This window comes from Pseudomonas sp. NPDC087358, from assembly GCF_044900785.1.
Taxonomy (GTDB): Bacteria; Pseudomonadota; Gammaproteobacteria; order Pseudomonadales; family Pseudomonadaceae; genus Aquipseudomonas.
On the sequence record NZ_JBJDOA010000014.1, the window covers coordinates 65,721 to 89,800 of the forward strand.

Genomic DNA, 24,080 nt, shown 5'->3' on the forward strand with positions numbered 1-24,080 from the left:
TTTCATCGCGCGCTGAACCGCTCCCGATATGCCTGCGGCGTCACCGATACCGCCCGCAGGAAGCTCCTGCGCAGGGTTTCCTCCGTGCCGAACCCGCAGCGGTCAGCGATGCGTTTGATCGGCAGGGCGCTGTCCCCCAGCAGGCGCCGGGCCGCTTCGACGCGCAATTGCTCGATGGCCCGCGCCGGGGTGTTGCCGGTATGGCCGCGGTAATGCCGTACGAAACTGCGCTCGCTCATCCCCACTTGCGCCGCGAGGGTGGCGACGGACAGATCGCTGGCCAGATTGTCGAGAATCCACGCATGCAGATCAGCAAAGCGGCTGTCCTGGCTGCGCGTGGCGTGTTGCATCGACAGCGCCGTGCTGAACTGTGACTGACCGCCCGGGCGCTTGAGAAACACCACCAGATCACGGGCCACGGCCAATGCGATGTCGCGGCCAAGATCGGCCTCCACCAGGGCCAGCGCCAGATCGATGCCGGCAGTGACGCCAGCTGAGGTCCACAGCGCGCCCTGGTTGATGAAGATCGGTTCCGGATCGACCTGCAACGCCGGGTAACAGCGTGCCAGTTGCTCGCAACTGTCCCAGTGGGTGACCACCCGATGGCCGTCGAGCACGCCCGCTTCGGCAAGCAGGAAAGCGCCGGTGCAGACCGAGGCGACGCGTCGGGCGCTGGTCGCTTGTGCGCGCACCCATTGCAGCAGTGGCCGGTCCTTGAGCGCCGTGTGCACGCCGCGGCCTCCCGCGATGATCAGCGTGTCCGATGCTGCTTGCGGCAATGGATGAGTCAGCAGCCCCAGCCCTGCCGACGACACCACGTTGCCATGCGCCTTGGCGATGACCATGGGCGAGTACGGCGCGGGCAAGCCGTTTTCCGCCGCCTGTACGTTGGCCGAGGCGAACACCTGCAGCGGTCCGGCGACGTCGAGCAACTGGACATTGGCAAACGCCAGGATGTGCACCGCTCTGGGCGGGTGGGTCATGGCGGGCCTCGATTGTTTGAAGTGGCGTGATTTGTGGGTGTTATGGCGTAACCGCCAGAGCGTATCTGGCTACAGTGACATCGTCCACTTCATCGGGCTTTCACCCAACCGCGAAAAGGAGCCACCCTCATGACGCTGCACATCGGCCTGCTGGTTTTCCCCAAGGTTCAACAGCTGGACCTGACCGGGCCCTACGATGTTTTCGCCAGCATGCCCGGGGTGACCGTGCACCTGGTCTGGAAAAACCTCGAGCCACTGCTCTCCAGCACCGGCCTGACCCTGGTGCCCACGAAGACGTTTGAAGATTGCCCGGATCTTGACGTGATCTGTGTACCGGGTGGGGTCGGCATCGACGCGCTGATGGAGGACGCCCAGACCCTGGCCTTCATCAAGCACCAGGCGGCAAATGCTCAGTACGTCACCTCGGTTTGTACCGGCGCCCTGGTACTCGGCGCTGCCGGCTTGCTGGAAGGCAAGCGTGCGACCACCCATTGGGCGTCCCATGAGTTGCTGGAAAAATTCGGCGCAATTGCGGTCAAGGAGCGTGTGGTGCGCGACGGCAACCTGATGACCGGCGGGGGAGTCACCGCAGGCATCGACTTTGCGCTGACCTTGATCAGCGAACTGTTCGATGCGGACAAGTCGCAGACCATCCAGTTGCAGATCGAATACGCACCGGCACCGCCCTTCGATGCCGGGCGGCCGGAGAGTGCCCCGGCGCATGTGCTGGCCATTGCCAAAGATCGCGCCGAACCCGGGCTGCAGGTGCGACGGCAGATCGTCGAGCGAGTGGTCGCGGGCAGTCGTCAGACCGGGTGAGCGTCGACGGGGATCTGGTACCAGCACAGGAACAGGTCCAGCGCCGACTCCAAGACTGACTGTTGTTTTTCGGCTGTCAGCAACGGTTCGTTGAGGGTGACCTGCGGCCAGAACGCAAAGGCCTTGAGCAAGGCATGAATCTGCGTGGCGGCAAAACCCGGTTCGACGGCCTTGAGGCGGCCGTCCTGCTGGGCGGCCCGCACCCAGACGGTGAAAGTTTCTTCGCGCTCGTTGAGACGGTTGACCCAACGTTGGGCCCGTTCCGGGGAATGGATGGTGGCGCCGATCGCCACCCGCGCAAGGTCGATGAAGTTGCTGTCGCTAAGGGTCTTCATCTTGGTGTCGAGCAATTCGCGCAGTTGATCGCGCAGGGGCACGTCAGCGCGATAGATAGCCTCCGGTTGTGCCGTCGCCCGTGACCACAGCCGCTGGAGCATCTCGGAGAACAATTCCTCCTTGCTCGGGAAGTGGTTGTAGACGGTACGCTTGGACACTTCGGCGCGCGCTGGGATGCGATCCATGCTGGTGACCTCGAAACCGTTGTCACGAAATTCGGCAATGGCTGCCTGAACAATGGCTTCACGTTTTCGGTCGGTCAGTCGCAGGGGGGCAGTCATGGCATCGCTTCTAAAGGGTGAGGCTGGCAAAGAGGCATCCAGCAAGAAAGTTACACCGGGCAGTTTACTTCTCTTTGGGGATCGTGCAAGCTAGAAACTACACTGTGTAGTGTAAAGCCCTGTTACAACTTCCCGCTTACTTGTTTGCGTCTTATGCAACATTCTGCAATGCGCTCGTCGTTGCAGAAACCTCCACCCGTTTCATGGAGTCAGCACATCATGGCCTCGATCGAAAAAAACCTCGATAACGCTCCCTCGTTGCCCGTCCTCACCCGGCGAGAGGGTCGCTATCTCAATCACAAGCCGATGCAGCGCTCCGGGTTTCTCAAGACACTGCGCATCTTCTGGAACGCCATGGTCAACAAGCCGCGTCACACGCGTCCTGTGGGCGAGATTCCGGTGCAGACGCTGTCCCGTCAGCAATTGCTGGCAGCGCCGAACAACACGGTGTACCGGCTGGGGCATTCGACCGTGCTGCTCAAACTGCGTAACCAGTATTTTCTCACCGACCCGGTATTCGCCGAGCGTGCCTCGCCGATCCAGTGGGCCGGGCCGCAACGTTTCCACCAGCCACCGATCAGCCTGCACGACCTGCCGCCACTCAAGGCGGTGATCCTGTCGCACAACCACTATGACCATCTGGATCACATGACCATTGAGGTGCTCAAGGACAAGACCGAGCATTTCATCGCGCCGTTGGGCGTGGGCGATACCTTGATCGAATGGGGGGTGCCGGCGCACAAGGTGCAGCAACTGAACTGGTGGCAGTCCACCGAAATCCACGGCATCCGTTTCGTCGCGACCCCCGCGCAACACTTCTCCGGCCGCAGTCTGCGCGATGGCAACCAGACCCTGTGGGCGTCCTGGGTGATGCTCGATGGCGAGCAACGGATCTTCTTCAGCGGTGACACCGGCTACCACGACGGCTTCAAGTTGATTGGCGAGCAATACGGCCCGTTCGACCTGACGCTGATGGAAACCGGGGCCTACAACGTCGATTGGCCGGATGTGCACATGCAGCCTGAGGAAACGTTGCAAGCGCATATCGACCTGCGCGGTAAATGGCTGTTGCCGATCCACAACGGCACGTTCGACCTGGCGATGCACGCCTGGCACGAGCCCTTCGATCGGATCCTGGCACTGGCCTGGGATCGCAGTATTTCCATCACCACCCCGGAGATGGGCCAGCCTTTTTATATCCAGTACCCCAGTCGCGGTGCAGCCTGGTGGATGAAGGTTGAGAAAGCCGCAGACGTCGAAAAGACCTGCCGCTCCAGGCGTCGTTGCAATCGTCAGCAGGCCGCCAGTCGCGGATAGCCTGCACTTTCACTCGCTAGCGGGTCTGACGCTTTCGCCAGCAGCCGGCTCCTACGGCCTGCGGCCAGCAGCAGATCCGGAGCACCACGCTCGCTGGATTGTGATTCCGGCCGCCATGCTGGATCCGCCATCGTTCCGTTGCTACTGGCCGCATCCCCGCCGCTGTCAACCTGTAGGCGCGGGCTTGCCCCGCGAGCGGCGACGCAGTCGTCGTAAATGCATCGAATGCGGTGCAACAGACAAATCCCCTTGTCCGGTTTTACGACGGGTTCCCCGCCGCTCGCGGGCAAGCCCGCTCCTACGTCCCTAGGGCAGAAGCCGATCGCCTGCCGGATGCAATTCCGTTTTTTAAATCCGTCCCGCCAGTTTTTCGTTTGGCCCGCAGATGCCCCTTGCGGCCTAATGGCTCGCTCGGATCATCCCAAGGCAACGACATGGAAAACACCCGCGTAACCTCCAATCACGGTTTCTGGCTAATGGGCGCGGTGGTGCTCGTGGCGTTGAACCTGCGTCCGTCGATGGCGGCAGTCGGTCCGTTGTTATCGGCCATACGCAACGACGTGCCGCTGAGTTTCGGCATGGCTTCGCTGCTGACCATGTTGCCGGTCATGGCCATGGGCGCCGCGATGTTCATCGGGCTACGCATCGTTCGCTGGCTGGGGGAGTACCGCGCCGTCGTCGTCTCATTGCTGGCCATTGGCATCGCGACTCTGGCCCGCCTGTGGCTCGACAGCGCGCTGCAGTTGATCCTCAGCGCGGTGCTCGCCGGCCTCGGTATCGCATTGATCCAGGCGCTGATGCCCGTGCTGATCAAGTCGCGATTCAGCAACAATGTCGCGCTGTGCATGGGCCTGTACGTCACTTCGATCATGGGCGGCGCGGCGCTGGCGGCGTCTTTTTCGCCGTTGGTGCTGGCGCGCACTGGCAGCTGGCGTGCGGGCCTGGCGGTCTGGGCGGTGCTGGCCGTGGTCGGCTTGCTGATCTGGAGTGCCCAGGGTCCTGCGCGCCGTCAGCCGCAACGGTTGTCGAGTCAGGCGCAGGAGTCTTTTTCACGCAGACCCAGGGCCTGGCTGCTGGGGATTTTTTTTGGCCTGGGTACTGCGTCCTATACCTGCGTGCTGGCCTGGCTGGCGCCGTATTACGTGGAACAGGGCTGGAGCGAGCAGGACGCCGGTCTGGTGCTGGGGTTGCTCACCGCGATGGAAGTGGCGTCCGGGTTGATTGCCCCGGCCGTTGCCAATCGCAGCCGTGATCGGCGCCTGGTGCTTGTGGTTTTGCTGTTGCTCATGCTGGCGGGTTTCTGCGGCCTGGTGATGTGCCCGCAGGCGTTGCCGTTACTCTGGCCATGCCTGCTGGGGCTGGGGATCGGCGGGCTGTTCCCCATGAGCCTGATCGTGTCGATGGACCACGTCCACGATCCGCGACGGGCGGGTGGCCTGACGGCGTTCGTGCAGGGTGTCGGTTACTTGATCGCTGGCGTGTCGCCCTTGCTCGCCGGCCTGATTCGCGACGTCAGCGGCAGCTTCGAGGGCGCCTGGTGTGCTCTGGCAGCCGTGATCATCGTCATGCTGCTGATGGTGTTGCGCTTCGATCCTCGTCAGTACCCTCGGCGTCTGGGATGAAGCAGGAGCCGCCGCGGATTTGATGCTATGGTGCGCCGTCGCCCATCCGGCCAGCAGGTCGGATGCTCAAAGGACGGAACGATGCTGAGCAACAACTCCCTGAGAAAAATCGATGTTCAGGACCTGATGGTGTTCGTGGCTGTTTATGAGCGCAACAACCTCACGCAAGTCTCGGACGCGCTGCATGTCAGCCCATCGACAGTCAGTTACTGCCTGAAGAAACTGCGCATCGGCTTCGAGGATGAACTGTTCATCAGTACCCGCAGCGGCATGCGGCCTACGCGCAAGGCGACGGCGATGCTGCAACACGTCCAGCAGATTCTCCAGGCGCTCGATCTGTGTCATTCAGGATTGCGCACCTTCGATCCCGGCAGCCAGCCATGGACCTTCACCGTTTGCGCGCCTGAGTATTTCGAGCTGCTGATCCTGCCGCATCTGCTGCGGCGCTTTATCGCCAGCGACTACCGAGTGGTGATCAACGTCTGCAAACCGCAAAAGGACCTGCCGGTCGAGGCCCTCAACGACGGGCGTTTCGATCTGGCGTTGTGCTTCGGTCCGGACTTCCATCGCCTGGCCAGGGGCCTCAATGCCCAAACCCTGCTGGAGGACGATCTGGTCTGCGTGGCCGATCAGCAATATGCCCCCGACACACCGATGATCAACGTTGACCTGTTCACGGCGCGCAACCATGTCTACCCCACACCCTGGGTTTGCGACGTCAACATGGTCGACGCCTGGTTGAGCGGACACGGACGCCAGCGGCATATCGCAGCGCGGGCCAATACCTACGGTTCGGCGTTGCAACTGGTGCACGGCACCGATTGTTTTCTCACGCTGCCGCGACGGGTACAGGCGCTGCTGGGTAACGAGCCCTGGCTTGCGGTACGCGAGTTACCGGTGGATCTGCCCGGGTTTTCACTGGATATGGTCTGGAGCGAACGCGCCGATCAGGACGAAGCCAATGGCTGGCTTCGTGAACAGATCGTCAGAGTCTGCGCGGATCAGGGTTTGTTGTGATTCTTGTCCTTGTCCTCATCGTTGCCGTCTGGCGGGGTGGGGTGGCGGGGTTGTTCGCCTTGCTGGTTGGCCTGCTTGTGCTGCTCACCGACCTTGGCGGCGTTTTCCGGTTTATGGTTCAGGTCTTCACGGCTGGATTGTTCTGGCATTGCTCATTCTCCGAATTGAAGCGCCGGGCGCAAGGGGCTGCGCTCAGTCGCCGATCTGTTTGATCAACATCAGTGCCTCATCCTTGAACAGCGGTTGCTTCATGCGCTCGGCGAGCAACGCCACTTCGCGCTCACGCTCACAGCCCACGACCGCAGCCACCACACCCTGTTTGCACATCAGGGCGAGAAACTCGAACGTTTCCGGCTCTCCCAGGTAGACAATCTCGTCCCACTCGGTGGCATGACCCAGGTAGTCCAGGCGCTTGCCGAAGTGATAGGTCCAGAAAAACGGCACGTCGCTGTAATGGCTCTCGCCGCCGAGCATGTTGCTGGCGGCGATACGCGCCTGCTGCTGGGCCAGGCGCCAGTGTTCTATGCGCTGGGGCTGGCCGTTGACCGGAAAGGTCGCGATGTCGCCCGCCGCCCATAGCTCCCGGCCGACGCGCATGCCGGCGTCCACGGCCAGGGAACCGTCCTTCTCCAGTTCGATGCCATCGACAAAGTGTGTGGCGGGCGAGATTCCGATGCCGATCAGGGCTAGATCGACCGGCAGCTTCTCGCCGTTATTGAGCACCACCGCTTCAAGACGCTTCTTGCCATTGTGGCCACCGCCCTCGAAACGGCTGACCTCCACATGGGTGCGAAACAGCACACCGTTCTGTTCATGCAGCGCGCGAATCGCTTTGCCGATGCGCTCGCCCAGTTGCGCGGCGAAGGGCACTTCATGGCGCGCCACGACCGTCACGTTCAGCTTGTGCTTGCGCAACGCCGAGGCTACCTCCAGGCCGATGAAGCTGTCGCCAACGATCAGTGCATTGCCGCCAGGCCGTGCCGCAGCCAGAATTTTTCTCGAGTCTTCACGCGAGCGCAGCGACAGCACCTGCGGCAGCTCCGCGCCCATGAGCGGCAAGACCCTTGGCTCACCACCGGTGGTGATCAATGCGGCGTCGTATTCAAAGCGTCGGCCATCGGCCAGGATCAGGCGCTTGTTGATGACGTCGAGCTTCATCACTTCGCCCTGAATGCGCTCGATGTGATTATCCGCGTAAAACGATTCCTCGCGCAGGGGTGGGACCTGATCCGGACGCATTTCTGCCGCGACGACAAATTTGCTCAGGGCCGTGCGGTCATAGCCTGGCGCAGTTTCCCGGTCGACCAGCAGCAGACGACCATTGAAACCTTTCTCGCGAAGCGCGCAGGCGGCGGCCGTGCCGGCGGCACCTGCGCCGATGATAATGAAACAGCGATCATCGGCAGCCAGAGTCCTGGGCTCGGTCTGAATGGGCTGATCGTCAACGTGAATCTGATCCTCAATGACCTGGGTCGGGTAGCGAATCAAGGCATCGAGCGCGGGTGGCTCGCACAGGCGTCCGTCGTCGATGGCAAATTCGGCTTTATGCCAGGGGCAGATCAGATGGCCGTTGCACACCGCGCCATCAGCCAGCGGTCCCCCTGCATGCGGACACTCTGCCTGATACGCCCGCACTTGCTCGCCATGGCGCACAAGCACGACCTTTTTCTCGCCAACTTCCACCTGAATGCCTCGATCCGGACGAAGATCGGACAGGCTGGCGACTCGATGCATTGCCATTGGATTTTCCTCCCAAGCTTTCTTTTGGGAGTCGATGGCGAGGGAAGAGGTTCAGAGAATCTGCCAAATGTCCCGTCGCCCCGCTTGCGCAGCGGAGGACGTCAGCTTGCTCATGAAGTATGAGTATCTGCGCGAACATGGCAGTTGTTGCCATGCCCGCGAGCAAGCGCCCTGCTGCGGGATCAGGGCATGACAAGGAGATCAGCGCACCAGACCCAGGCGCTCGTGCCAATCGGCAATCGACTCCTCGGGGTACTGTTCGAACTGCTGATCTTTGGGACCGGCCTGCACCTCGACCCACGAGGCCTTGGAATCGAGCAGCAGGTGGGTGTGCTCGGGCGGTGTCGGCAAGGGGGTGTCGATGGCGGAGGCGAAAGGGTGGATCAGCTCTGGCCACTGCGGACTGAACAACCACAAGCCGCTGCCGCAGTGCTTGCAGAAGTGCCGCTCGGCGCTGCTGGTATGGGTGGTGTGCTTTTCCTCGTCGCGCATCTTGGCGTGATAGATGGCGATGCTGTCTTTGCCCTTGACCTTAAGGCTTTTGGCATCGCCACCGAGGTTGATCGAATAGCCGCCTCCACCTTGGGTCTTGCGGCATATCGAGCAGTAGCACCGCTGGTAAGGGTAGGGGTGGACGCAAGTCAGGCTGAATTCCACCGCGCCACAATGGCAGGAACCTTCAAGATGCATGCTGATTTCCTCCGTCTGATCTGATCATCGGCTCATAGGTCTAGACCGCGCTGCCATCGGTAGTTCGAAGTTTTCTCGAACAGGCGTTCGGATCTTTCATCGAGCGTGCACTCAAGAAGCCATGCCCAGCGTCGATAGCGTAGGTCGTACGATGACTTTTACGACGCCTGCCCTACAACAATGAGCCCACGGTCATGAACTCACGCAATTTGACCATCGCCCGCCGCGCGGGCCTTGGATTTACGCTGATCTCCCTGCTTGTCGCACTTCTGGGCTGGTTTGCCCTGACGCAGATGTCGACCATCCGTCAAAGCGAGGTGGCGGTCGAAAGCAACTGGATGCCGAGCATCCGCCTGGTCAACGACATCCGAGAAGCCATGCTGCGCATTCGCACCATTTCTTTGCGCATGGCACTGGACACCGATCCCAAAAACGTCAGCGTCTATAAAGGGCAGATGGATGCCCGGGCCAAGGTGCTGGGCGACAAGCTGACCAGCCTGGACGGCTTCATCGATACCCCTGAAGAAAAACTGCTATACGACAAATTCCGCGCCACGCTGGGCGATTATCAGCGCGGCCTGGGCAGATCCTTCGTGCTGGCCGAAAGCGGCGATCTCAAGGCGCTCAATACCTTGCTGCTGGTGGACATGAAAACCGCCGTCGACAACTCCGGCACGCAGCTGGGTGATCTGGCCGATTTCTACTCGCATCAGGTCGAGCTCGAAGGCATGGCGGCACAGGCCCAATACGCTCAATCGCGCAACGTGGTGCTGGTGTTCGTGCTGGTGGCAGCGTTGGCCACGGTGATCCTCGCGTTGTGGCTGACCCGCAGCATCATCGTGCCCCTTGAGGAAGCGGTCAGCGCCGCCGAGTTCGTGGCCAAGGGCGATTTGACCCACGATATCCGCGTCGAGGGCAAGGATGAGGTGACCCGTCTGTTACGTGCCTTGCAGCAGATGCAAAACAACCTGCGTAGCACCTTGAGCCTGATTGGCAGTTCCGCCAGCCAGCTGGCCTCGGCGGCCACCGAACTCAACTCGGTGACTGAAGACAGCCACCGCGGCCTGCATCAGCAAAACGCTGAAATCGAACAAGCGGCAACGGCGGTCAACCAGATGACCTCGGCCGTGGAGGAAGTGGCGCGCAACGCGGTGTCCACCTCTCAGGCGTCCAGTGAGTCCAGCGACGCCGCTCAGGAAGGCCAGGCACGGGTCATCGAAACAGTGACCTCGATCCAGACGCTGTCGGGCAATGTGCAGCACACCTCGGTGCTGGTGCAAAGCCTGGCCAATCAGTCTCAGGACATCGGCAAGGTGCTGGACGTGATCCGCTCCATCGCCGAGCAGACCAATCTGCTGGCGCTCAACGCGGCCATCGAAGCTGCCCGTGCCGGCGAGTCGGGTCGCGGGTTTGCCGTGGTGGCCGATGAAGTTCGCGCACTGGCGCATCGCACTCAACAGTCGACGCTGGAAATCGACAAGATGGTCTCGACCATGCGCAGTGGTTCCACCGAGGCGCTGGAGTCGATGCAGGTCAGTCGCTCGCGGGCGGGCGAAACCCTGGAACTGGCTCAGGGCGCCGGCGAGTCGCTGACCCGCATCACCTCGTCGATCAACCAGATTTCCGAGCGCAATCTGGTCATCGCCAGTGCCGCCGAAGAGCAGGCCCACGTGGCGCGCGAAGTGGATCGCAACATCGTCAACATTCGCGATCTGTCGCTGCAATCCTCGTCCGGGGCCGATCAGATCAGCGCGTCGAGCAACGAATTGTCGCGTCTGGCAGCTGAGTTGAATCAGGTGGTCACCCGCTTCCGGGTTTAAGCGGCCGCGCCATCTGCTTTTGCGCCCCCTGAGCCGGCCACGGAACGCCGCCCTGTAGGAGCGGGCTTGCCCCGCGAGCTGGCGCGAAGCGGCAGAAATCCGCTGTACGGGGTGTGTCTGGACAAACCAGGACGTCCGGTTTTACTGCCGGTGCCCGGCAGCTCGTCCGGATGCGGTCCAGAGGCAAGCCCGCCCCTACAGCGCCTCCTGCACGGCCTGCCGGACTGCTACCGTTCAGGCCGCGTGTGCTTAAAGGTTTCACCTCATTCACTTGCGTGTACCCTCTCTGGCTTGCATGATTCCCCCGACTAATAATTCCTGGCGGGCCGAACCTGCCGAACAGATAGGTGAAGGTTATGGATGATGTGAATCGTGGGTTCAGTAGCTGGCTGCACTCCCCGGGCCACAAGGGCTGGTTGGCGCACGAAGGCAACCGGCTGCTGTCGTTCGCCAGGGCGGCGAAGATGCCTCAGGGTTTCGGCAATCTGGATGATCAGGGGCGCCTGCCGCCCGATGCCGTCGCCGAAACCATGAACACCGCGCGCATGACTCACAGTTTTGCCATGGCCCACATCAACGGCATTCCCGGTTGCGCCGAGCTGGTCGATCACGGGGTTGCCGCGCTGGCCGGGCCGCTGCGTGATGCCGAACATGGCGGCTGGTTCGCCAGACCCCTGGACAAGGGCGGCGACACTGGCAAGGCGGCGTATCTGCACGCCTTCGTCGCCCTGGCGGCGTCATCAGCGGTGGTCGCCCAGCGCCCCGGCGCCAAGGCGCTGCTCGAACACGCCATCCAGGCGATCAGCCAGCACTTCTGGAGCGAAGAAGAGGGCGCCATGCGCGAGTCCTTCGCCCGCGACTGGAGCGGCGAAGAAAGCTATCGCGGCGCCAACAGCAATATGCACAGCACCGAGGCCTTCCTGGCACTGGCTGACGTCACCGGCGATGCGCGCTGGCTGGATCGCGCATTGAGCATTGTCGAGCGGGTCATCCATCAGCACGCTGCAGCCAACAACCATCAGGTCATCGAACACTTCACGCTGCAGTGGCAGCCGCTGCCGGAGTACAACGCCGACAAACCCGATGACGGTTTCCGTCCTTACGGCACCACCCCTGGGCATGCGTTCGAGTGGGCGCGGCTGGTGTTGCACCTGGAAGCGGCGCGGCGCAAGGCTAAGCTGGAAACACCCGAGTGGCTGCTGGAAGACGCACGATTGCTGTTCGAAAATGCCTGTCGTCACGGCTGGGAGGTCGATGGTGCGCCGGGCATCGTCTACACCCTGGACTGGGAAAACCGCCCCGTGGTCCGCCATCGACTGCACTGGACTCACGCCGAGGCGGCAGCTGCGTCGGCGGCGCTGCTGCAACGCACCGGTGAGCAGCAGTATGAAACCTGGTACCGCACGTTCTGGGAGTTCAACGAAACCCGGTTCATCGACCGCGAACACGGCAGCTGGCGACATGAGCTGAACCCGCAGAACCAGCCCAGCGCTGATATCTGGCCCGGCAAGCCGGACCTCTATCACGCCTATCAGGCCACGCTGTTGCCGGTGCTGCCGCTGGCACAGAGCCTGGCAACGGCGCTGGCAGGTTTGCAGTAAGCGGCGTCGGCGGTCACGCCAGGCGTTGCGTCACTCGAATCACCTGACGGGCAATGTAGGCCCCTGTGACGATCACCCCGAACAGTCGCAGGGTCTGCATGGCCAGCACGAATCCGACGTCCGAGTGGGTGTCGATGGCGATGATCGCCATGGCGTCCAGACCGCCGGGACTGGTGGCCAGGTAGACCGAAAGGAAGTCCTTGCCCATCATTTCGGCGATGACCCAGGCAGAAACCGCGCACAAGAATATCAGCAATAACGCGCCGAAGATCATGGCCGGCAGCCGCCGCCACACGTAATTGATGGTGGCCCGATCAAACCGCAGGCCGATGTAGCTGCCGATGGCGCCGTAGGCGATCGCCAGCAACCAGGTCGGCATGACGATCTGCAAGGCGCCGCTCAATTGCAGCGCGCCACCCAGCAGCAGCGGCACCAGCAGCGCGCCGGCCGGCACCTTCGAGCCCAGCGCAACGCCGACCACAATCACCAGCAGGCTCAGACCCAGATTGATCAGGTTCGCGCCCTGCAGCAGCGCATCGTTGCTGTGGGCCTCGGTGCCGCCTGCGTCCGCGCCGATCAGCCGGCTGACCAGCGCCCCGACCATGACCACGCAGACCACTCGCACGTACTGCATGGTCGCCACGACCCGTGAATCGGCGCCGTAATCTTCGGACATCGCGACCATCGCCGACGCCGCGCCCGGCGACGTCCCCCAGGCCGCCGTGCTGCCCTGAATGCCTCCCCAGCGCGCCAGGCCAATCCCGACCAGCGCGCTCAACAGCACCGTCAACAGCGTGGCAAACAGCATCACGTGCCAGGCATGCAGAGCGGTGATCAGCACGCCCATGGTCATCGAGTGGGCAACCAGCACCCCGACGCTGCCCTGACCCAGACGGAATACATGCTTGTTCAGGCGGATCGAGGCGCCGGACACGCCAAAGCCGATCGCCACCAGCATGGGACCGAGGAACAGAGCGGCGGGAACGTGGAAATACTTGAACATTTGACCGGCGCTTCCGGCCATGAGGATCAACAGCAGCCATTGCAGCAGCGGGTGCAGATGTTCCAGGGTGAAAGATGAGGGGCGTGACAACGCGGGTCTCCAGAGCATTGGCTTTTTTCCTGATGGAGTCGTGTCCAATGCCGCGAAGTATCGACAGTTGAATCGATCAAGTCTATTTTCTAATAATCATGAATTGATAACTTTGGTTGATATATGGACCTGCGTGACCTCACCTATTTCGAAACCATCGCCGAGCTTGGCCACCTGGGGCGCGCAGCTGAGAAACTCAACCGCAGCCAGCCTGCGCTGACCAAGAGCATCCAGCGTCTGGAGCAGTCGTTCGGCACCAAGCTTTTTCAGCGTGACGGGCGACGGATCAAGCTGACCCCGGTGGGCGAGTTGTTGCAGGCTCGGGGCAAGCTGTTGCAGCAAAGCATCGCCCAGACCCAGCGCGAGGTGCGTGATTTTGCCAGTGGGGCAGTGGGCGAAATCCGCCTGGGTTGCGCCTCGACCATGGCTGAATACCTGTTGCCGGAACTGACCAATGCGCTGCTCAAGCGCGCGCCGCAGATCACCTTGAAACTGGTGATCGGTCAGGACGATATGCTCCGCGAGCAGTTGCGGTCCGGGCATCTGGACATGATCATCTGCGCCCAGCGTGCCGACGAAGATGAATTCCTCGGGCATCCGATCCTGACCGACGAGGCGGTGGTCATCGCCAGTCGCAATCATCCGATCTTCAAGGCGCCATTCCAGATGAGCGACCTGTGTCACTACCGTTGGGTGTTGCCACCCTCGGGCGTGTCATCACGCATCTGGGTCGACCAGGCCTTCACCCGGCATAACCTGCCGCTGCCGGTGGTGCAGATCGAAGCCAATTCGATCTCCCTGTTACCGCGCCTGATTGCCCAGACCGACCTGCTCAGCTTCATTGCCCGGGAAACCCTTGAGTACGGCAAGAACATGCAATACCTGCGCGAAGTGCCGCTGGAACACACCACCATGGCGCGCACGATCTGCGTGTTCCTGCGCCGTGAAGGTTATCTGTCACCGGCGGCCCACGGCATGGCGCAGATGCTGCGCGATAACGGCGGGGCGTTTTTCAGCTGGGTGTGATCGCGGCCGGTTCTGGAGTAGCCTTGAGGTTCAAACCACCGGTGGGAGAAACCTGCAATGCATGTACAGCCACATACGCCTGGCAACCATGATCTGACGCCGTATTACCTCAACGACGAAGACCAGCACTTTAGCGGTGACCAGTCGCCGCTCAATGATTCGGACGCCGATGAAGACAGCGACCCGGAAGGCGAGCTGGACCTGGGCGACCTGGGTCTGGATGAGTTCGCCGATGCGGACAAGCTGGACATCGGCTCGTCGACGTTGGGGTGAACGCGGTCGGCTTCTGGCCGAAGGCCGCGGGAGTCCGGCTTGCTGCGGACCGCGATCGGGCGATCTGCCGGGCACCGGCAGTAGAATCCGGCAGCGCGGTGGGTCACGTGCATAGGTTTCACTTGGTTTGCTGGCGCTGCGCGCCAGATCGTCGGCCAGCCGGACTCCCACGCCCTCCGGGCAGAAACGACTAAGGTTGTGCTGACAGAAGTCTTGCCAGCGCTTGAATCCCCACCTCGGCCGTTTCGCTGCTACCCGCCCACGTGCAGGCCAGCATCAGATTTCTCGGCAACTGAAAATCCTCCACCTGAAAACCCTGCCCATCGAAACCTTCGGCATCGTGCTCGATCTGCTCACGCAGCGATCCGCGCGCCTGGAAATACGCCCACACCGGCTTGCCCAGCGCGACCGCCATGCCGACTTCGAACGCCGTCCCGGAATCGGGCTCGGTCCCGCGAAAGTCGTTGAGGTTGGCCAGCACCGCGTCGCAGTCTCGGATCATGCCGATGTTGGCGTTACAGATCAGCGCGGCCGTTTGCTGTGGTGGCAGGCCGGCAGTGACCTGATTGTCGAACGGATACCGCCCTTCAAGCCCCTGCGCCTGACAAAGCGCCTTGAGGTAAGCGCCGTGCTCGACGGCGTCGGCGCGGAATACGTCAAAGCCGGCCAGATAAATGCGGGGTATGTTGAGCGCTGACATGCCGATTCCTTTTATCGATGCCTGTGCATTCTAGCGGCTGCGCGACATGCCGTTGATCAGCCCGACAGCCGCACACAGCAAACAGAGGCTGGAATCTGTACGGATAACCAGTATCCTGAGGCCTTTCCGCCAGCCCTTGCGTGACCCGCCGTGAGCACTTCCCCCCTCGACAATCCTTTCTATTACCTGGAGAACTTTCGTCAGGTATTGGCCTGGATCGGCCAGCGCTATGACGATTTGCTCGACGCCCAAGAGCGTCGCTTCATCGAAGACTTCGGTCGTCTGGCGCAACCTGCCCAGGCGTTGCTGGTGCGCATGGTCATGCGCAAGGGCTCGCTGTTTCGCGCCAGCAAGCTCGATTACGCCGAGATAGGCGATGTTCGGCAGGCCGCAGCGGCTCTGCTCGAGCATGGCTGGGTCGACGCCCAGCCTGATCTGGATCTGCAGGCGCTGTTCAGCGTATTGCGCAAGGACGAATTGAGCGCTTGCTTCAAGGCGCACGGGGTCAAGAGCGCGGAGAAAAAAGCCGACCTGCTGGCGCGGTTGCTCCCGCTCTACGAACAGCCTCAACCGCTCAAGCACTGGTTCGCAGCGCTGGACGAAGTGGTCTTCGCGCTTCAGGTCATGCCCTTGTGCGACCGCTTGCGCTTGCTGTATTTCGGCAACCTCTATCAGCAATGGTCTGAATTCGTGCTCGCGGACCTGGGCATCTACCGCTACGAAAAGGTCGAGTTTTCGCTTGAGTCCCGAGGCATCAGCCAGCGCGCGGATATCGACACCTGTCTGGATCTGCATGCCTGCCGTCAGGCGCTGGATGAAGGTGCGTCGCTGTCTGAGCTGGCAGCTTCGGCGCTGGCCGTGCAGACCGACAACCCATGGCTGGCCATGCGCCGGGCCAAGCTGTTGTTCCAGATCGGTCAGCAGGCTGAGCGCGAGCAGGACTGGGCCCAGGCTCTGGACGTCTATGCCCATTCCAGCTACCCCGGCGCGTCGGTACGGCAGATTCGGGTGCTGGAGCGCAGCGAGCGATATGTCGAAGCCATGGCGCTGTTGCAGCAGGCGCGGGCAATGCCGCAAAACGATGAACAAACCCAGCACCTGTTGCGCATCGAGCCGCGTCTGCAGCGCAAGCTGGGCGACGGCACTGTACGTCGCAGGGCCAAACGGACGGTCAGCCGGCTGGACCTGAGTGTGACGCCGTTGCCCGAATACAGTGTCGAGCAGCTGATCCAGCAGCATCTGGCCGAGGAGGGCAGCGAGGTGCATTACGTCGAGAATGCACTGATCAATTCGCTGTTCGGCCTGCTGTGCTGGCCGGCGGTTTTCGCGCCGGTGCCGGGGGCATTCTTTCATCCGTTCCACAGCGCGCCGAGCGATCTCCACAGTCCCGATTTCTATCAACGTCGGGCGGATCTGTTCGATGCGTGCCTGGCGCAACTGGAGGATGACCGCTACCTGGACGTCATCCGTCAGCATTACGTGAGCAAGTTCGGCCTGCAATCACCGTTCGTGTTCTGGCACACCCTGACCCCGCAATTACTGGAGCAGGCGCTGCATTGCCTGCCAGCGCAGCACCTCAGGCACTGGTTCCGGCGCTTGCTGCAGGACATCAAGGCCAACCGCACCGGGATGCCCGACCTCATCCAGTTCTATCCCGAGCAGCGCAGCTATCGGATGATCGAGGTCAAGGGCCCGGGTGATCGCCTGCAGGACAATCAGCTGCGCTGGCTGGATTTCTGCGCCGAACACCAGATGCCGGTGGTGGTGTGTTATGTGCAGTGGGCAGAACAAGCCCTGGGCGAACCGCTCGCACTGTAGGAGTGAGCTTGCTCGCGACAGCGGTTCGTCCGGACACCATCTTGGAATGTTCTGCCGCATTCGCGAGCAAGCTCACTCCTACAGGTGGGTAAGCGAGTGGATCAGCGCTTGACCTTCTTCGGCGGCAGCGGCAACGGCGCGAACAGTGCCGCGATGTCTTCGTCCTGTAGCTTCCAGTCCCCCGCCGTGCGGCCATCGAGAACCCCGGACGCGAGCGCCGATTTCTCCTGCTGCAGGTGCTGGATCTTTTCCTCAACCGTGCCCTTGGCGATCATCTTGTAGACGAACACCGGTTTCTCCTGGCCGATGCGATAGGCGCGGTCGGTGGCCTGGTTTTCAGCCGCAGGGTTCCACCACGGGTCGTAATGGATCACTGTGTCGGCCGCGGTCAGGTTCAGGCCCGTGCCACCGGCCTTGAGGCTGATCAGGAAAATCGAGCGCTTGCCGCTCTGGAAGTCTTGCACCGGCTTGCGTCGGTCCTTGGTCCTGCCGGTGAGCAAGGCATATTCGATGCCGCGCTGTTGCAGCTCTGACTCGATCAATTCGAGCATCGAGGTGAACTGCGAAAACAACAGGATCTTGCGGTTTTCCGCCAGCAGCTCCTCGACCATGACCATCAGGCTTTGCAGCTTGGCGGAGGTTGAGTGACGACTGTTGGGCGGTACGCTGTTGACCAGGCGCAGGTCGCAGCAGACCTGGCGCAGCTTGAGCAAAGCTTCCAGGATGATAATCTGACTGCGCGCCACGCCTTTGCGGGTGATCTCGTCGCGAACCTTCTTGTCCATCGCCAGGCGCATGGTTTCGTAGACATCGCGCTGCGCATCGTTGAGCTCGACCCAGTGCACGATCTCGGTCTTGGGCGGCAGTTCGGTGGCGACCTGCTCCTTGGTGCGACGCAGCAGGAACGGTTTGATCCGCGCGTTCAAGTGCTGCAAGCGCGCCTCATCACCCAGCTTCTCGATGGGCGTGCGGTAGTTGCTGCCGAACTGCTTGGCATCGCCCAGCCAGCCGGGCATCAGGAAGTGGAACAGCGACCACAGCTCTCCCAGGTGGTTTTCCAGTGGCGTGCCGCTCAGGCACAGGCGTTGTCGGGCGTTGAGCTGGCGAGCGGCTTGAGCGGCCTTGCTGTTGGGGTTCTTGATGTACTGCGCCTCATCGAGCACCAGCACATGCAGCAGCTGCTTGCTCAGCAGCTCGACATCCCGAGGCAGCAGGGCATAGGTGGTCAGGATCAGGTCATAGTCTTGCAGACTGTCGTATTCCTGGTGCCGGTTGGCGCCATACAGCGCCAGCACGTTGAGCTGCGGGGTGAAGTGTTTCGCCTCGTCCATCCAGTTGGGGATCAGGCTGGTCGGCATCACCGCCAGCGCCGGACGATCCAGGCGTCCGGCCTGTTTTTCCAGCAGCAGGTGGGCCAGGGTCTGCAGGGTCTTGCCCAGGCCCATGTCATCGGCCAGCACGCCGCCGACTTCCAGCTCGCGCAGGGCCTGCATCCAGCTCAAGCCTTCGAGCTGATAGGGCCGCAGCGTGGCGTTCAGGCCCTTGGGCACCTCGACCTTGGCGTTCTTGATGTTGACCAGACGCTCCGAGAACTGCCGCAGTCGGTCGCCGCCTTGCCACACCAGCGGCATGTCATCGAGTTGCTTGAGGCGTGCGGCATCGGCGGTGTTCAGGCGGATGGCATCGTTGCCGTCTTCGCGCCAGTAAAAATCGCCGAGGGTCGCCAGCACGGTCTTTAGCCGGCCGTAAGGCAGGGCCACCTGAATCGGTCCGCCGCCACGCTGGGTAAAGTGGTTGAGCTGCACCAGCAGCTGTTCGTCGTCGCGACGTTTGGCGATGCCGGCCAGGGTCATCAGCTCTGGATGGGTGCGCAGCAGGTTGATCAGGATCGGCAACAGGCTCAGGCGCTCGCCATTGACGATGATGCCCAGCTCCAGATCGAACCAGTCGCGCTCTGGCTCCTCATCGACCACCGCATACCAGTCGTCCACGGGCGTGACGTCAAAGCCGAACTCCTCGTTCATCTCGACCTGCCAGCCCTGCTCGCGCAGCACCGGCAGGTTGTCGAGCATGAAGCTCAGCCAGGCCTTGTCGTGGGGCAGCTCGAACATTTCCCCGGCGCTGTCGGGCAACGCCTTGCTCTGGCGCGTGGCGATGCGAAAACCGATTTCCTGCAGCTGTCTGCGGTAGTGCGCCTCACGATCCAGATGACGCCGCAGACGCAGGGTTTCATCACTCAGATGGCGCACGATGTCACTGGAGCGGCCGGGGCTGGGCGCGCCCGAGGCATAAAATTCGTTGTAGCGGAAGGCCAGCGCGGCGCGGTGCTGGATATGGCGCTGCATCTTGCCGTTGCGCGGTTCATAGGCGCTGAATTCGAAGCTGGCCAGGATCAGTCGTGGCTCAGGTTCTACATCGTCGATGACCCGTTCGGGCAACGCAGGCTTTTCTTCTGTTTTCAGCACGGGGGTCATCGATTGCTGATCCATGGCCGCCAGAATGCCGGAGAGGTTTTCCGGGTCCTGCAAAAAGAACAGCGCGGCCGCACAGTGCTTGCAGTTGTTCCTGACCGGGCAGGTGCATTTGCCGACCACAAAATTGCGCGTGCGCTCCGGGTCCTTGAACTGCAGGGTCTGGGTATAGATTTCAAGGCTTGAGCCGCGGCAGACGGTGCGAATCAGATCCGGGCTCAGGTGTTGCAGCATTACACGTTTCTGCCGCGCATAGTCGAGCCCGCGTTCCACGCTCTGCGCCTTGAACAACGGTTCCCATGGCAGGGCCAGGGCTTTTTCCAATAGGGATGACACTTCAGGCCCTACGTCAACGCGGTGCTTGGATGGGAGAAACCTTGATCAACATGGCCAGGCTCGCGTTGTCAATGTAGGTCAACTCGCCGTTCCTGACCCGGGTCGCCTGACGCAGCCGCTCACTGGAAACCAGTACGCCGTGCTCGTCGAGCTGGTTGACCCAGAAATTGGCGTCGATATCGGTGAAGCGTGCCAGTCCCAGACTGACCGTGCCTTCGATGGGGAAGTGGCCGAACTGCTCCTGGCCGCTGCTGATCGCCACCTTGCTCGCAGTGGCGCTCAGGTCCTGCTGCCAGGCGCGGTGCAACAGTACCTTATAGGCGTCGCTGGACTCCAGTTTGCCCACCAGCGTATCCAGCGCGGTGGGGCTCTGGTTGTCCGCCGCCAGCGCTTGCGCGCCAGCGGCCCAGTTTTCGGGCGCTGGCTGGTTATTGGCCGCCGGCTCGCCGTTCTGGCGGAACAGGATCATTTCCACCTGATAAGTGCCATCGGCAAAAGCTGCAGGGGCGAACAGCACCAGCAGCAGGGTGAACGAGCGGAGCACACGCATGGTGAATCCTTAAGCCGATTTTGTAGAGGACAGCGGGGTCAGACGCTCGAACAGCGCTTCAATGGTGTTGAAGCGTTCTTCGGGGCGCTCCATCGGCACCATGAATTTGAAGAAGGTAGCGCCTTCGAACTTGTAACGCTTGGGTTGTCCCTGAATCAGCTTGATCAGCGTCAGTGGATCTACAGGAGTATCGGCGGCGAATTCGATCCGTCCACCCTGCGGGCCGGCGTCGACCTTCTTGATGCCCAGTTGCTCGGCCTTGAGTTTGAGCGAGGTCATGCGCACCAGGTTTTTCGCCGGTTCCGGCAGCAGGCCGAAGCGATCGATCATTTCCACTTGCAGGTCCTTGAGGCCTTCCTCGTCGGCTGCGTTGGCGATGCGTTTGTAGAGGATCAGCCGCGCATGCACATCGGGCAGGTAGTCCTCGGGAATCAGCCCCGGCACGCGCAGGTTGATTTCCGGACCGCCCCCCAGCGGCTGGTCAAGATTGGGTTGCTCGCCCTTGCGGATCGATTTCACCGCGCGTTCGAGCATTTCCATGTACAGGGTGAAGCCCACGGCCTGGATCTGCCCGCTCTGGCCTTCGCCCAGCAGCTCGCCGGCGCCGCGGATTTCCAGGTCGTTGGTGGCCAGCACAAAGCCTGCGCCCAGATCCTGGGTATTGGCGATGGCCTCCAGGCGTTTCTGCGCATCGGCGGTGATCTGCTTGCGCGGCGGCGTCAGCAGATAGGCATAGGCCTGGTGGTGGCTGCGTCCGACCCGGCCGCGCAGTTGATGGAGCTGGGCCAGGCCGAACTTGTCGGCACGCTCGATGATGATGGTGTTGGCGCTCGGCACGTCGATGCCGGTCTCGATGATGGTCGAGGCGATCAGCACGTTGAAGCGCTTGTGGTAGAAGTCGCTCATCACTTGTTCGAGATCGCGCTCGTGCATCTGCCCGTGGCCGATCCCGATGCGCGCTTCGGGCACCAGTTCGGCAAGATCGGCAGCGCATTTCTCGATGGTCTTCACATCGTTGTGCAGGTAGTAGACCTGACCACCACGCAACAACTCACGCAGCAGCGCCTCCTTGACCGTCGGCTTGTTCTGCTCCATGACGAAGGTGCGCACCGACAGCCGACGCGCCGGCGGCGTGGCGATGATCGACAGGTCGCGCATGCCCGCCACAGCCATGTTCAGGGTGCGCGGGATCGGCGTTGCCGTCAGGGTCAGGATGTCGACCTCGCTGCGCAGAGCCTTGAGCTGTTCTTTCTGACGAACCCCGAAACGGTGTTCCTCGTCGATGATCACCAGCCCCAGGTTCTTGATCTTGACGTCGTCCTGCAGCAGCTTGTGGGTGCCGATCACGATGTCGATCTTGCCCTCGGCCAGATCGGCCACGGCGGCGTTGATTTCCTTGGCCGATTTGAAGCGGCTCATGACCTCGACCGTCACCGGCCAGTCGGCGAAGCGGTCGCGGAAACTGTTGTAGTGCTGCTGGGCGAGCAGGGTGGTCGGCACCAGGATCGCCACCTGCCTGCCGCCATGCACGGCGATGAACGCGGCGCGCATGGCCACTTCGGTCTTGCCGAAGCCGACGTCGCCGCACACCAGGCGGTCCATCGGCTTGGGCGCCAGCATGTCGGCACGCACGGCCTCGATGGTGGTTTGTTGATCCGGGGTTTCCTCGAACGCAAAGCCGGCGCTGAAGGTTTCGTAGTCGAGCTTGGGGTCGGCGAACGCATAGCCTTCGCGCGCAGCGCGACGGGCATAGATGTCGAGCAGTTCGGCGGCCACATCGCGCACCTGTTCGGCGGCCTTGCGCTTGGCTTTCTGCCAGGCTTCGGAACCCAGCCGGTGCAGCGGCGCCAGTTCATCGTCGCTGCCGGTGTAGCGGGCGATCAGGTGCAGGTTGGCCACCGGCACGTAGAGCTTGGCTTCCTCGGCGTAGGCGAGCATGAGGAACTCGGCGACCTGATTTTCCACTTCCAGCGTCGCCAGGCCCAGATAGCGCCCGACCCCGTGGTCGATATGCACCACCGGCGCGCCTTCACGCAGCTCGGCCAGGTTCTTGATCACCGCATCGCTGGAGTGGCCATCGATGCGTTTTTCACGGCGGCGCCGCTGCATGACCCGTTGGCCGAACAGCGGGCTCTCGGCCACCAGCGCCAGCGCCGGTTGCTCCAGCACCAGGCCTTCGTCCAGCGGTGCGATGGTAATCGCCAGCCGCTCCTTGCTGTCGACGAACTCCTGCCAGCTGTCCAGGGTCTTGGGGCGCAGCTTCAGGCGTTCGAGCAGCTCCAGCAGCACCTCGCGGCGCCCGGCCGATTCAGCGGTGAACAGCACGCGGCCGGGGAACTCGTCGAGGAAGCTTGAAAGCGCCGCCAGCGGCTGGTTGGCCTTGGCTTCGATCGCCAGATCCGGCAAAGCCCGAGCCGGGAAGCGCTCGCGGCCGATGCCGGTATCGACGTCGTCCTGGCTTGCGACCACGCGTGGCCAGGTCTTCAGGCGGGCAAAGCAGTCCTCTACCGGCAGGAACAGCTCAGCGGGCGGCAGCAGCGGTCGGTCCGGGTCGACGCGACGCTCTTCGTAGCGGTTGCGCACATCCTTCCAGAAGGTTTCCGCCGCCGCCTCGATGCCTGGCAACGAGAATACCTGGGTGTCCTGGGGCAGGTAGTCGAACAGGGTGGAGGTTTCTTCGAAGAACAGCGGGATGTAGTACTCGATGCCTGCCGGGGTAATGCCGCTGTTCAGATCCTGGAAGATCGGGCTGCGGCGGAAGTCGACGTCGAAGCGTTCGCGAAAACGCGCCTTGAAGCGGGTCACGGCTTCCTTTTGCAGCGGGAACTCCTTGGCCGGCAACAGACGCACCGAATCGACTTTGTCGATGGAGCGCTGGGTTTCCGGCTCGAAGGTGCGCAGGGTTTCGATTTCGTCGTCGAACAAATCGATCCGGTACGGCAGTTTGCTGCCCATCGGGAACAGGTCGATCAAGGCCCCGCGCACGGTGAATTCGCCGTGCTCGTAGACCGTGTCGACATAGCGATAACCGCTGGCTTCGAGCCGGGTGCGCATGAGTTCGACGTCGAGCTTCTGGCCAACGTCGAGCACCAGACTGCTGCCGAGCAGGAATTTGGTCGGCGCCAGTCGGTGCAAGGCCGTGGTGATCGGCACCACCAGCACGCCATGGGCAAGCTCCGGAAGCCGGTAAAGGCTGGCGATACGCTGGGAGATGATGTCCTGATGCGGCGAGAACAAATCGTAGGGCAGGGTTTCCCAGTCAGGGAAATGTAGCACCGGAAGATCGGGGGCGAAAAACTTCAGTTCCTGTTCCAGTCGCTCGGCGCTTTGGCTGTCGGCGGTCAAAAGCAGGGTGAAGCGTTTCGCAGCGCTGGCGGCCTCGGCGATAGCAAGGCTGAGCGCGGCACCAGGCAGGTTGCCCCAATGTTGTTTGCCTGCAGCAGCAGGAAGAATCGGTAGGCGCAGAACGGGCACGGAAGATCAAGCTCCAGGCGTTGCGGCAAAGCCTGGGATTGTAACTAAATCAGGATTGCGCTGTCAGTTTTGTGCTCGCCCAATTATGTAGTGCCGCGTTGCGTGAAAACACC

The 24,080-nt window shown here is 62.2% G+C and carries 19 protein-coding genes; 9 read left to right on the forward strand and 10 right to left on the reverse strand.

Translation table 11 applies throughout. The annotated features are described in order from the left end of the window. Nucleotides 1-2: 2 nt before the first annotated feature. Complete coding sequence (locus ACI2KS_RS25275) at nucleotides 3-983, reverse strand: GlxA family transcriptional regulator (RefSeq protein ID WP_404623742.1); 981 nt, start codon at nucleotides 981-983, stop codon at nucleotides 3-5. A gap of 129 nt (nucleotides 984-1,112) precedes the next feature. Here ACI2KS_RS25275 and ACI2KS_RS25280 point away from each other — a divergent pair, with 129 nt between their 5' ends. Then, nucleotides 1,113-1,802: a DJ-1/PfpI family protein gene (locus tag ACI2KS_RS25280; RefSeq protein WP_404623743.1), complete on the forward strand. Its 690-nt coding sequence runs from the start codon at nucleotides 1,113-1,115 to the stop codon at nucleotides 1,800-1,802. Here the strand turns inward: ACI2KS_RS25280 and ACI2KS_RS25285 are convergent. Next, nucleotides 1,790-2,419 carry a TetR/AcrR family transcriptional regulator gene (locus ACI2KS_RS25285; RefSeq protein WP_404623744.1) on the reverse strand — a complete coding sequence of 210 codons (630 nt, stop codon included), beginning with the start codon at nucleotides 2,417-2,419 and terminating at the stop codon, nucleotides 1,790-1,792. The genes ACI2KS_RS25280 and ACI2KS_RS25285 overlap by 13 nt on opposite strands. Before the next feature lie 219 nt (nucleotides 2,420-2,638). Between ACI2KS_RS25285 and ACI2KS_RS25290 the strand changes: the two genes are divergently transcribed. From ACI2KS_RS25290 to ACI2KS_RS25300, 3 genes are all read left to right on the forward strand, one after another. Then, nucleotides 2,639-3,736 (forward strand): MBL fold metallo-hydrolase, encoded by a 1,098-nt coding sequence (locus ACI2KS_RS25290; protein ID WP_404623745.1) that lies wholly within the window; start codon nucleotides 2,639-2,641, stop codon nucleotides 3,734-3,736. A 434-nt stretch (nucleotides 3,737-4,170) separates the two neighbouring features. Continuing rightward, nucleotides 4,171-5,358 carry a cyanate transporter gene (locus ACI2KS_RS25295; protein WP_404623746.1) on the forward strand — a complete coding sequence of 396 codons (1,188 nt, stop codon included), beginning with the start codon at nucleotides 4,171-4,173 and terminating at the stop codon, nucleotides 5,356-5,358. Nucleotides 5,359-5,439: 81 nt separating this feature from the next. After that, nucleotides 5,440-6,375, forward strand: coding sequence for a LysR family transcriptional regulator (locus ACI2KS_RS25300; RefSeq protein WP_404623747.1), 936 nt, complete (start codon nucleotides 5,440-5,442; stop codon nucleotides 6,373-6,375). Here the strand turns inward: ACI2KS_RS25300 and ACI2KS_RS25305 are convergent. The 3 genes from ACI2KS_RS25305 to ACI2KS_RS25315 form a co-directional block, all read right to left on the reverse strand. After that, nucleotides 6,360-6,524: a hypothetical protein gene (locus ACI2KS_RS25305; RefSeq protein ID WP_404623748.1), complete on the reverse strand. Its 165-nt coding sequence runs from the start codon at nucleotides 6,522-6,524 to the stop codon at nucleotides 6,360-6,362. The two genes, ACI2KS_RS25300 and ACI2KS_RS25305, sit on opposite strands and share 16 nt — an antisense overlap. A gap of 43 nt (nucleotides 6,525-6,567) precedes the next feature. After that, nucleotides 6,568-8,115: an FAD-dependent oxidoreductase gene (locus ACI2KS_RS25310; protein WP_404623749.1), complete on the reverse strand. Its 1,548-nt coding sequence runs from the start codon at nucleotides 8,113-8,115 to the stop codon at nucleotides 6,568-6,570. 201 nt (nucleotides 8,116-8,316) lie between these two features. Then, nucleotides 8,317-8,805 carry a GFA family protein gene (locus ACI2KS_RS25315; RefSeq protein ID WP_404623750.1) on the reverse strand — a complete coding sequence of 163 codons (489 nt, stop codon included), beginning with the start codon at nucleotides 8,803-8,805 and terminating at the stop codon, nucleotides 8,317-8,319. A gap of 194 nt (nucleotides 8,806-8,999) precedes the next feature. Between ACI2KS_RS25315 and ACI2KS_RS25320 the strand changes: the two genes are divergently transcribed. Together ACI2KS_RS25320 and ACI2KS_RS25325 are read left to right on the forward strand one after the other, a co-directional pair. Continuing rightward, nucleotides 9,000-10,625 carry a methyl-accepting chemotaxis protein gene (locus ACI2KS_RS25320; RefSeq protein ID WP_404623751.1) on the forward strand — a complete coding sequence of 542 codons (1,626 nt, stop codon included), beginning with the start codon at nucleotides 9,000-9,002 and terminating at the stop codon, nucleotides 10,623-10,625. A 356-nt stretch (nucleotides 10,626-10,981) separates the two neighbouring features. Next, a complete protein-coding gene (locus tag ACI2KS_RS25325) occupies nucleotides 10,982-12,226 on the forward strand; it encodes an AGE family epimerase/isomerase (protein WP_404623752.1) in 1,245 nt (414 codons plus the stop codon). Between the two features lie 13 nt (nucleotides 12,227-12,239). On the opposite strand, the gene ACI2KS_RS25330 is transcribed toward ACI2KS_RS25325, so the two are convergent. Further along, nucleotides 12,240-13,319: an AbrB family transcriptional regulator gene (locus ACI2KS_RS25330; RefSeq protein ID WP_404623811.1), complete on the reverse strand. Its 1,080-nt coding sequence runs from the start codon at nucleotides 13,317-13,319 to the stop codon at nucleotides 12,240-12,242. Nucleotides 13,320-13,442: 123 nt separating this feature from the next. Here ACI2KS_RS25330 and ACI2KS_RS25335 point away from each other — a divergent pair, with 123 nt between their 5' ends. Continuing rightward, nucleotides 13,443-14,345 carry a LysR family transcriptional regulator gene (locus tag ACI2KS_RS25335; RefSeq protein ID WP_404623754.1) on the forward strand — a complete coding sequence of 301 codons (903 nt, stop codon included), beginning with the start codon at nucleotides 13,443-13,445 and terminating at the stop codon, nucleotides 14,343-14,345. A 57-nt stretch (nucleotides 14,346-14,402) separates the two neighbouring features. Continuing rightward, nucleotides 14,403-14,618, forward strand: a complete 216-nt coding sequence (locus ACI2KS_RS25340; RefSeq protein ID WP_404623755.1) for a hypothetical protein — start codon at nucleotides 14,403-14,405, stop codon at nucleotides 14,616-14,618. A 190-nt stretch (nucleotides 14,619-14,808) separates the two neighbouring features. On the opposite strand, the gene ACI2KS_RS25345 is transcribed toward ACI2KS_RS25340, so the two are convergent. Continuing rightward, complete coding sequence (locus ACI2KS_RS25345; RefSeq protein ID WP_404623756.1) at nucleotides 14,809-15,318, reverse strand: nucleoside 2-deoxyribosyltransferase; 510 nt, start codon at nucleotides 15,316-15,318, stop codon at nucleotides 14,809-14,811. 150 nt (nucleotides 15,319-15,468) lie between these two features. Between ACI2KS_RS25345 and ACI2KS_RS25350 the strand changes: the two genes are divergently transcribed. After that, nucleotides 15,469-17,136, forward strand: a complete 1,668-nt coding sequence (locus tag ACI2KS_RS25350; protein WP_404623757.1) for a VRR-NUC domain-containing protein — start codon at nucleotides 15,469-15,471, stop codon at nucleotides 17,134-17,136. Between the two features lie 101 nt (nucleotides 17,137-17,237). On the opposite strand, the gene ACI2KS_RS25355 is transcribed toward ACI2KS_RS25350, so the two are convergent. The 3 genes from ACI2KS_RS25355 to mfd are packed head-to-tail and all read right to left on the reverse strand — an operon-like array spanning nucleotide 17,238 to nucleotide 23,967. Further along, nucleotides 17,238-19,943, reverse strand: a complete 2,706-nt coding sequence (locus ACI2KS_RS25355) for a DEAD/DEAH box helicase (protein ID WP_404623758.1) — start codon at nucleotides 19,941-19,943, stop codon at nucleotides 17,238-17,240. Nucleotides 19,944-19,956: 13 nt separating this feature from the next. Then, nucleotides 19,957-20,493: a CsiV family protein gene (locus tag ACI2KS_RS25360; RefSeq protein ID WP_404623759.1), complete on the reverse strand. Its 537-nt coding sequence runs from the start codon at nucleotides 20,491-20,493 to the stop codon at nucleotides 19,957-19,959. Nucleotides 20,494-20,502: 9 nt separating this feature from the next. Beyond that, a complete protein-coding gene (gene mfd, locus ACI2KS_RS25365) occupies nucleotides 20,503-23,967 on the reverse strand; it encodes a transcription-repair coupling factor (protein ID WP_404623760.1) in 3,465 nt (1,154 codons plus the stop codon). Nucleotides 23,968-24,080 lie beyond the last annotated feature (113 nt).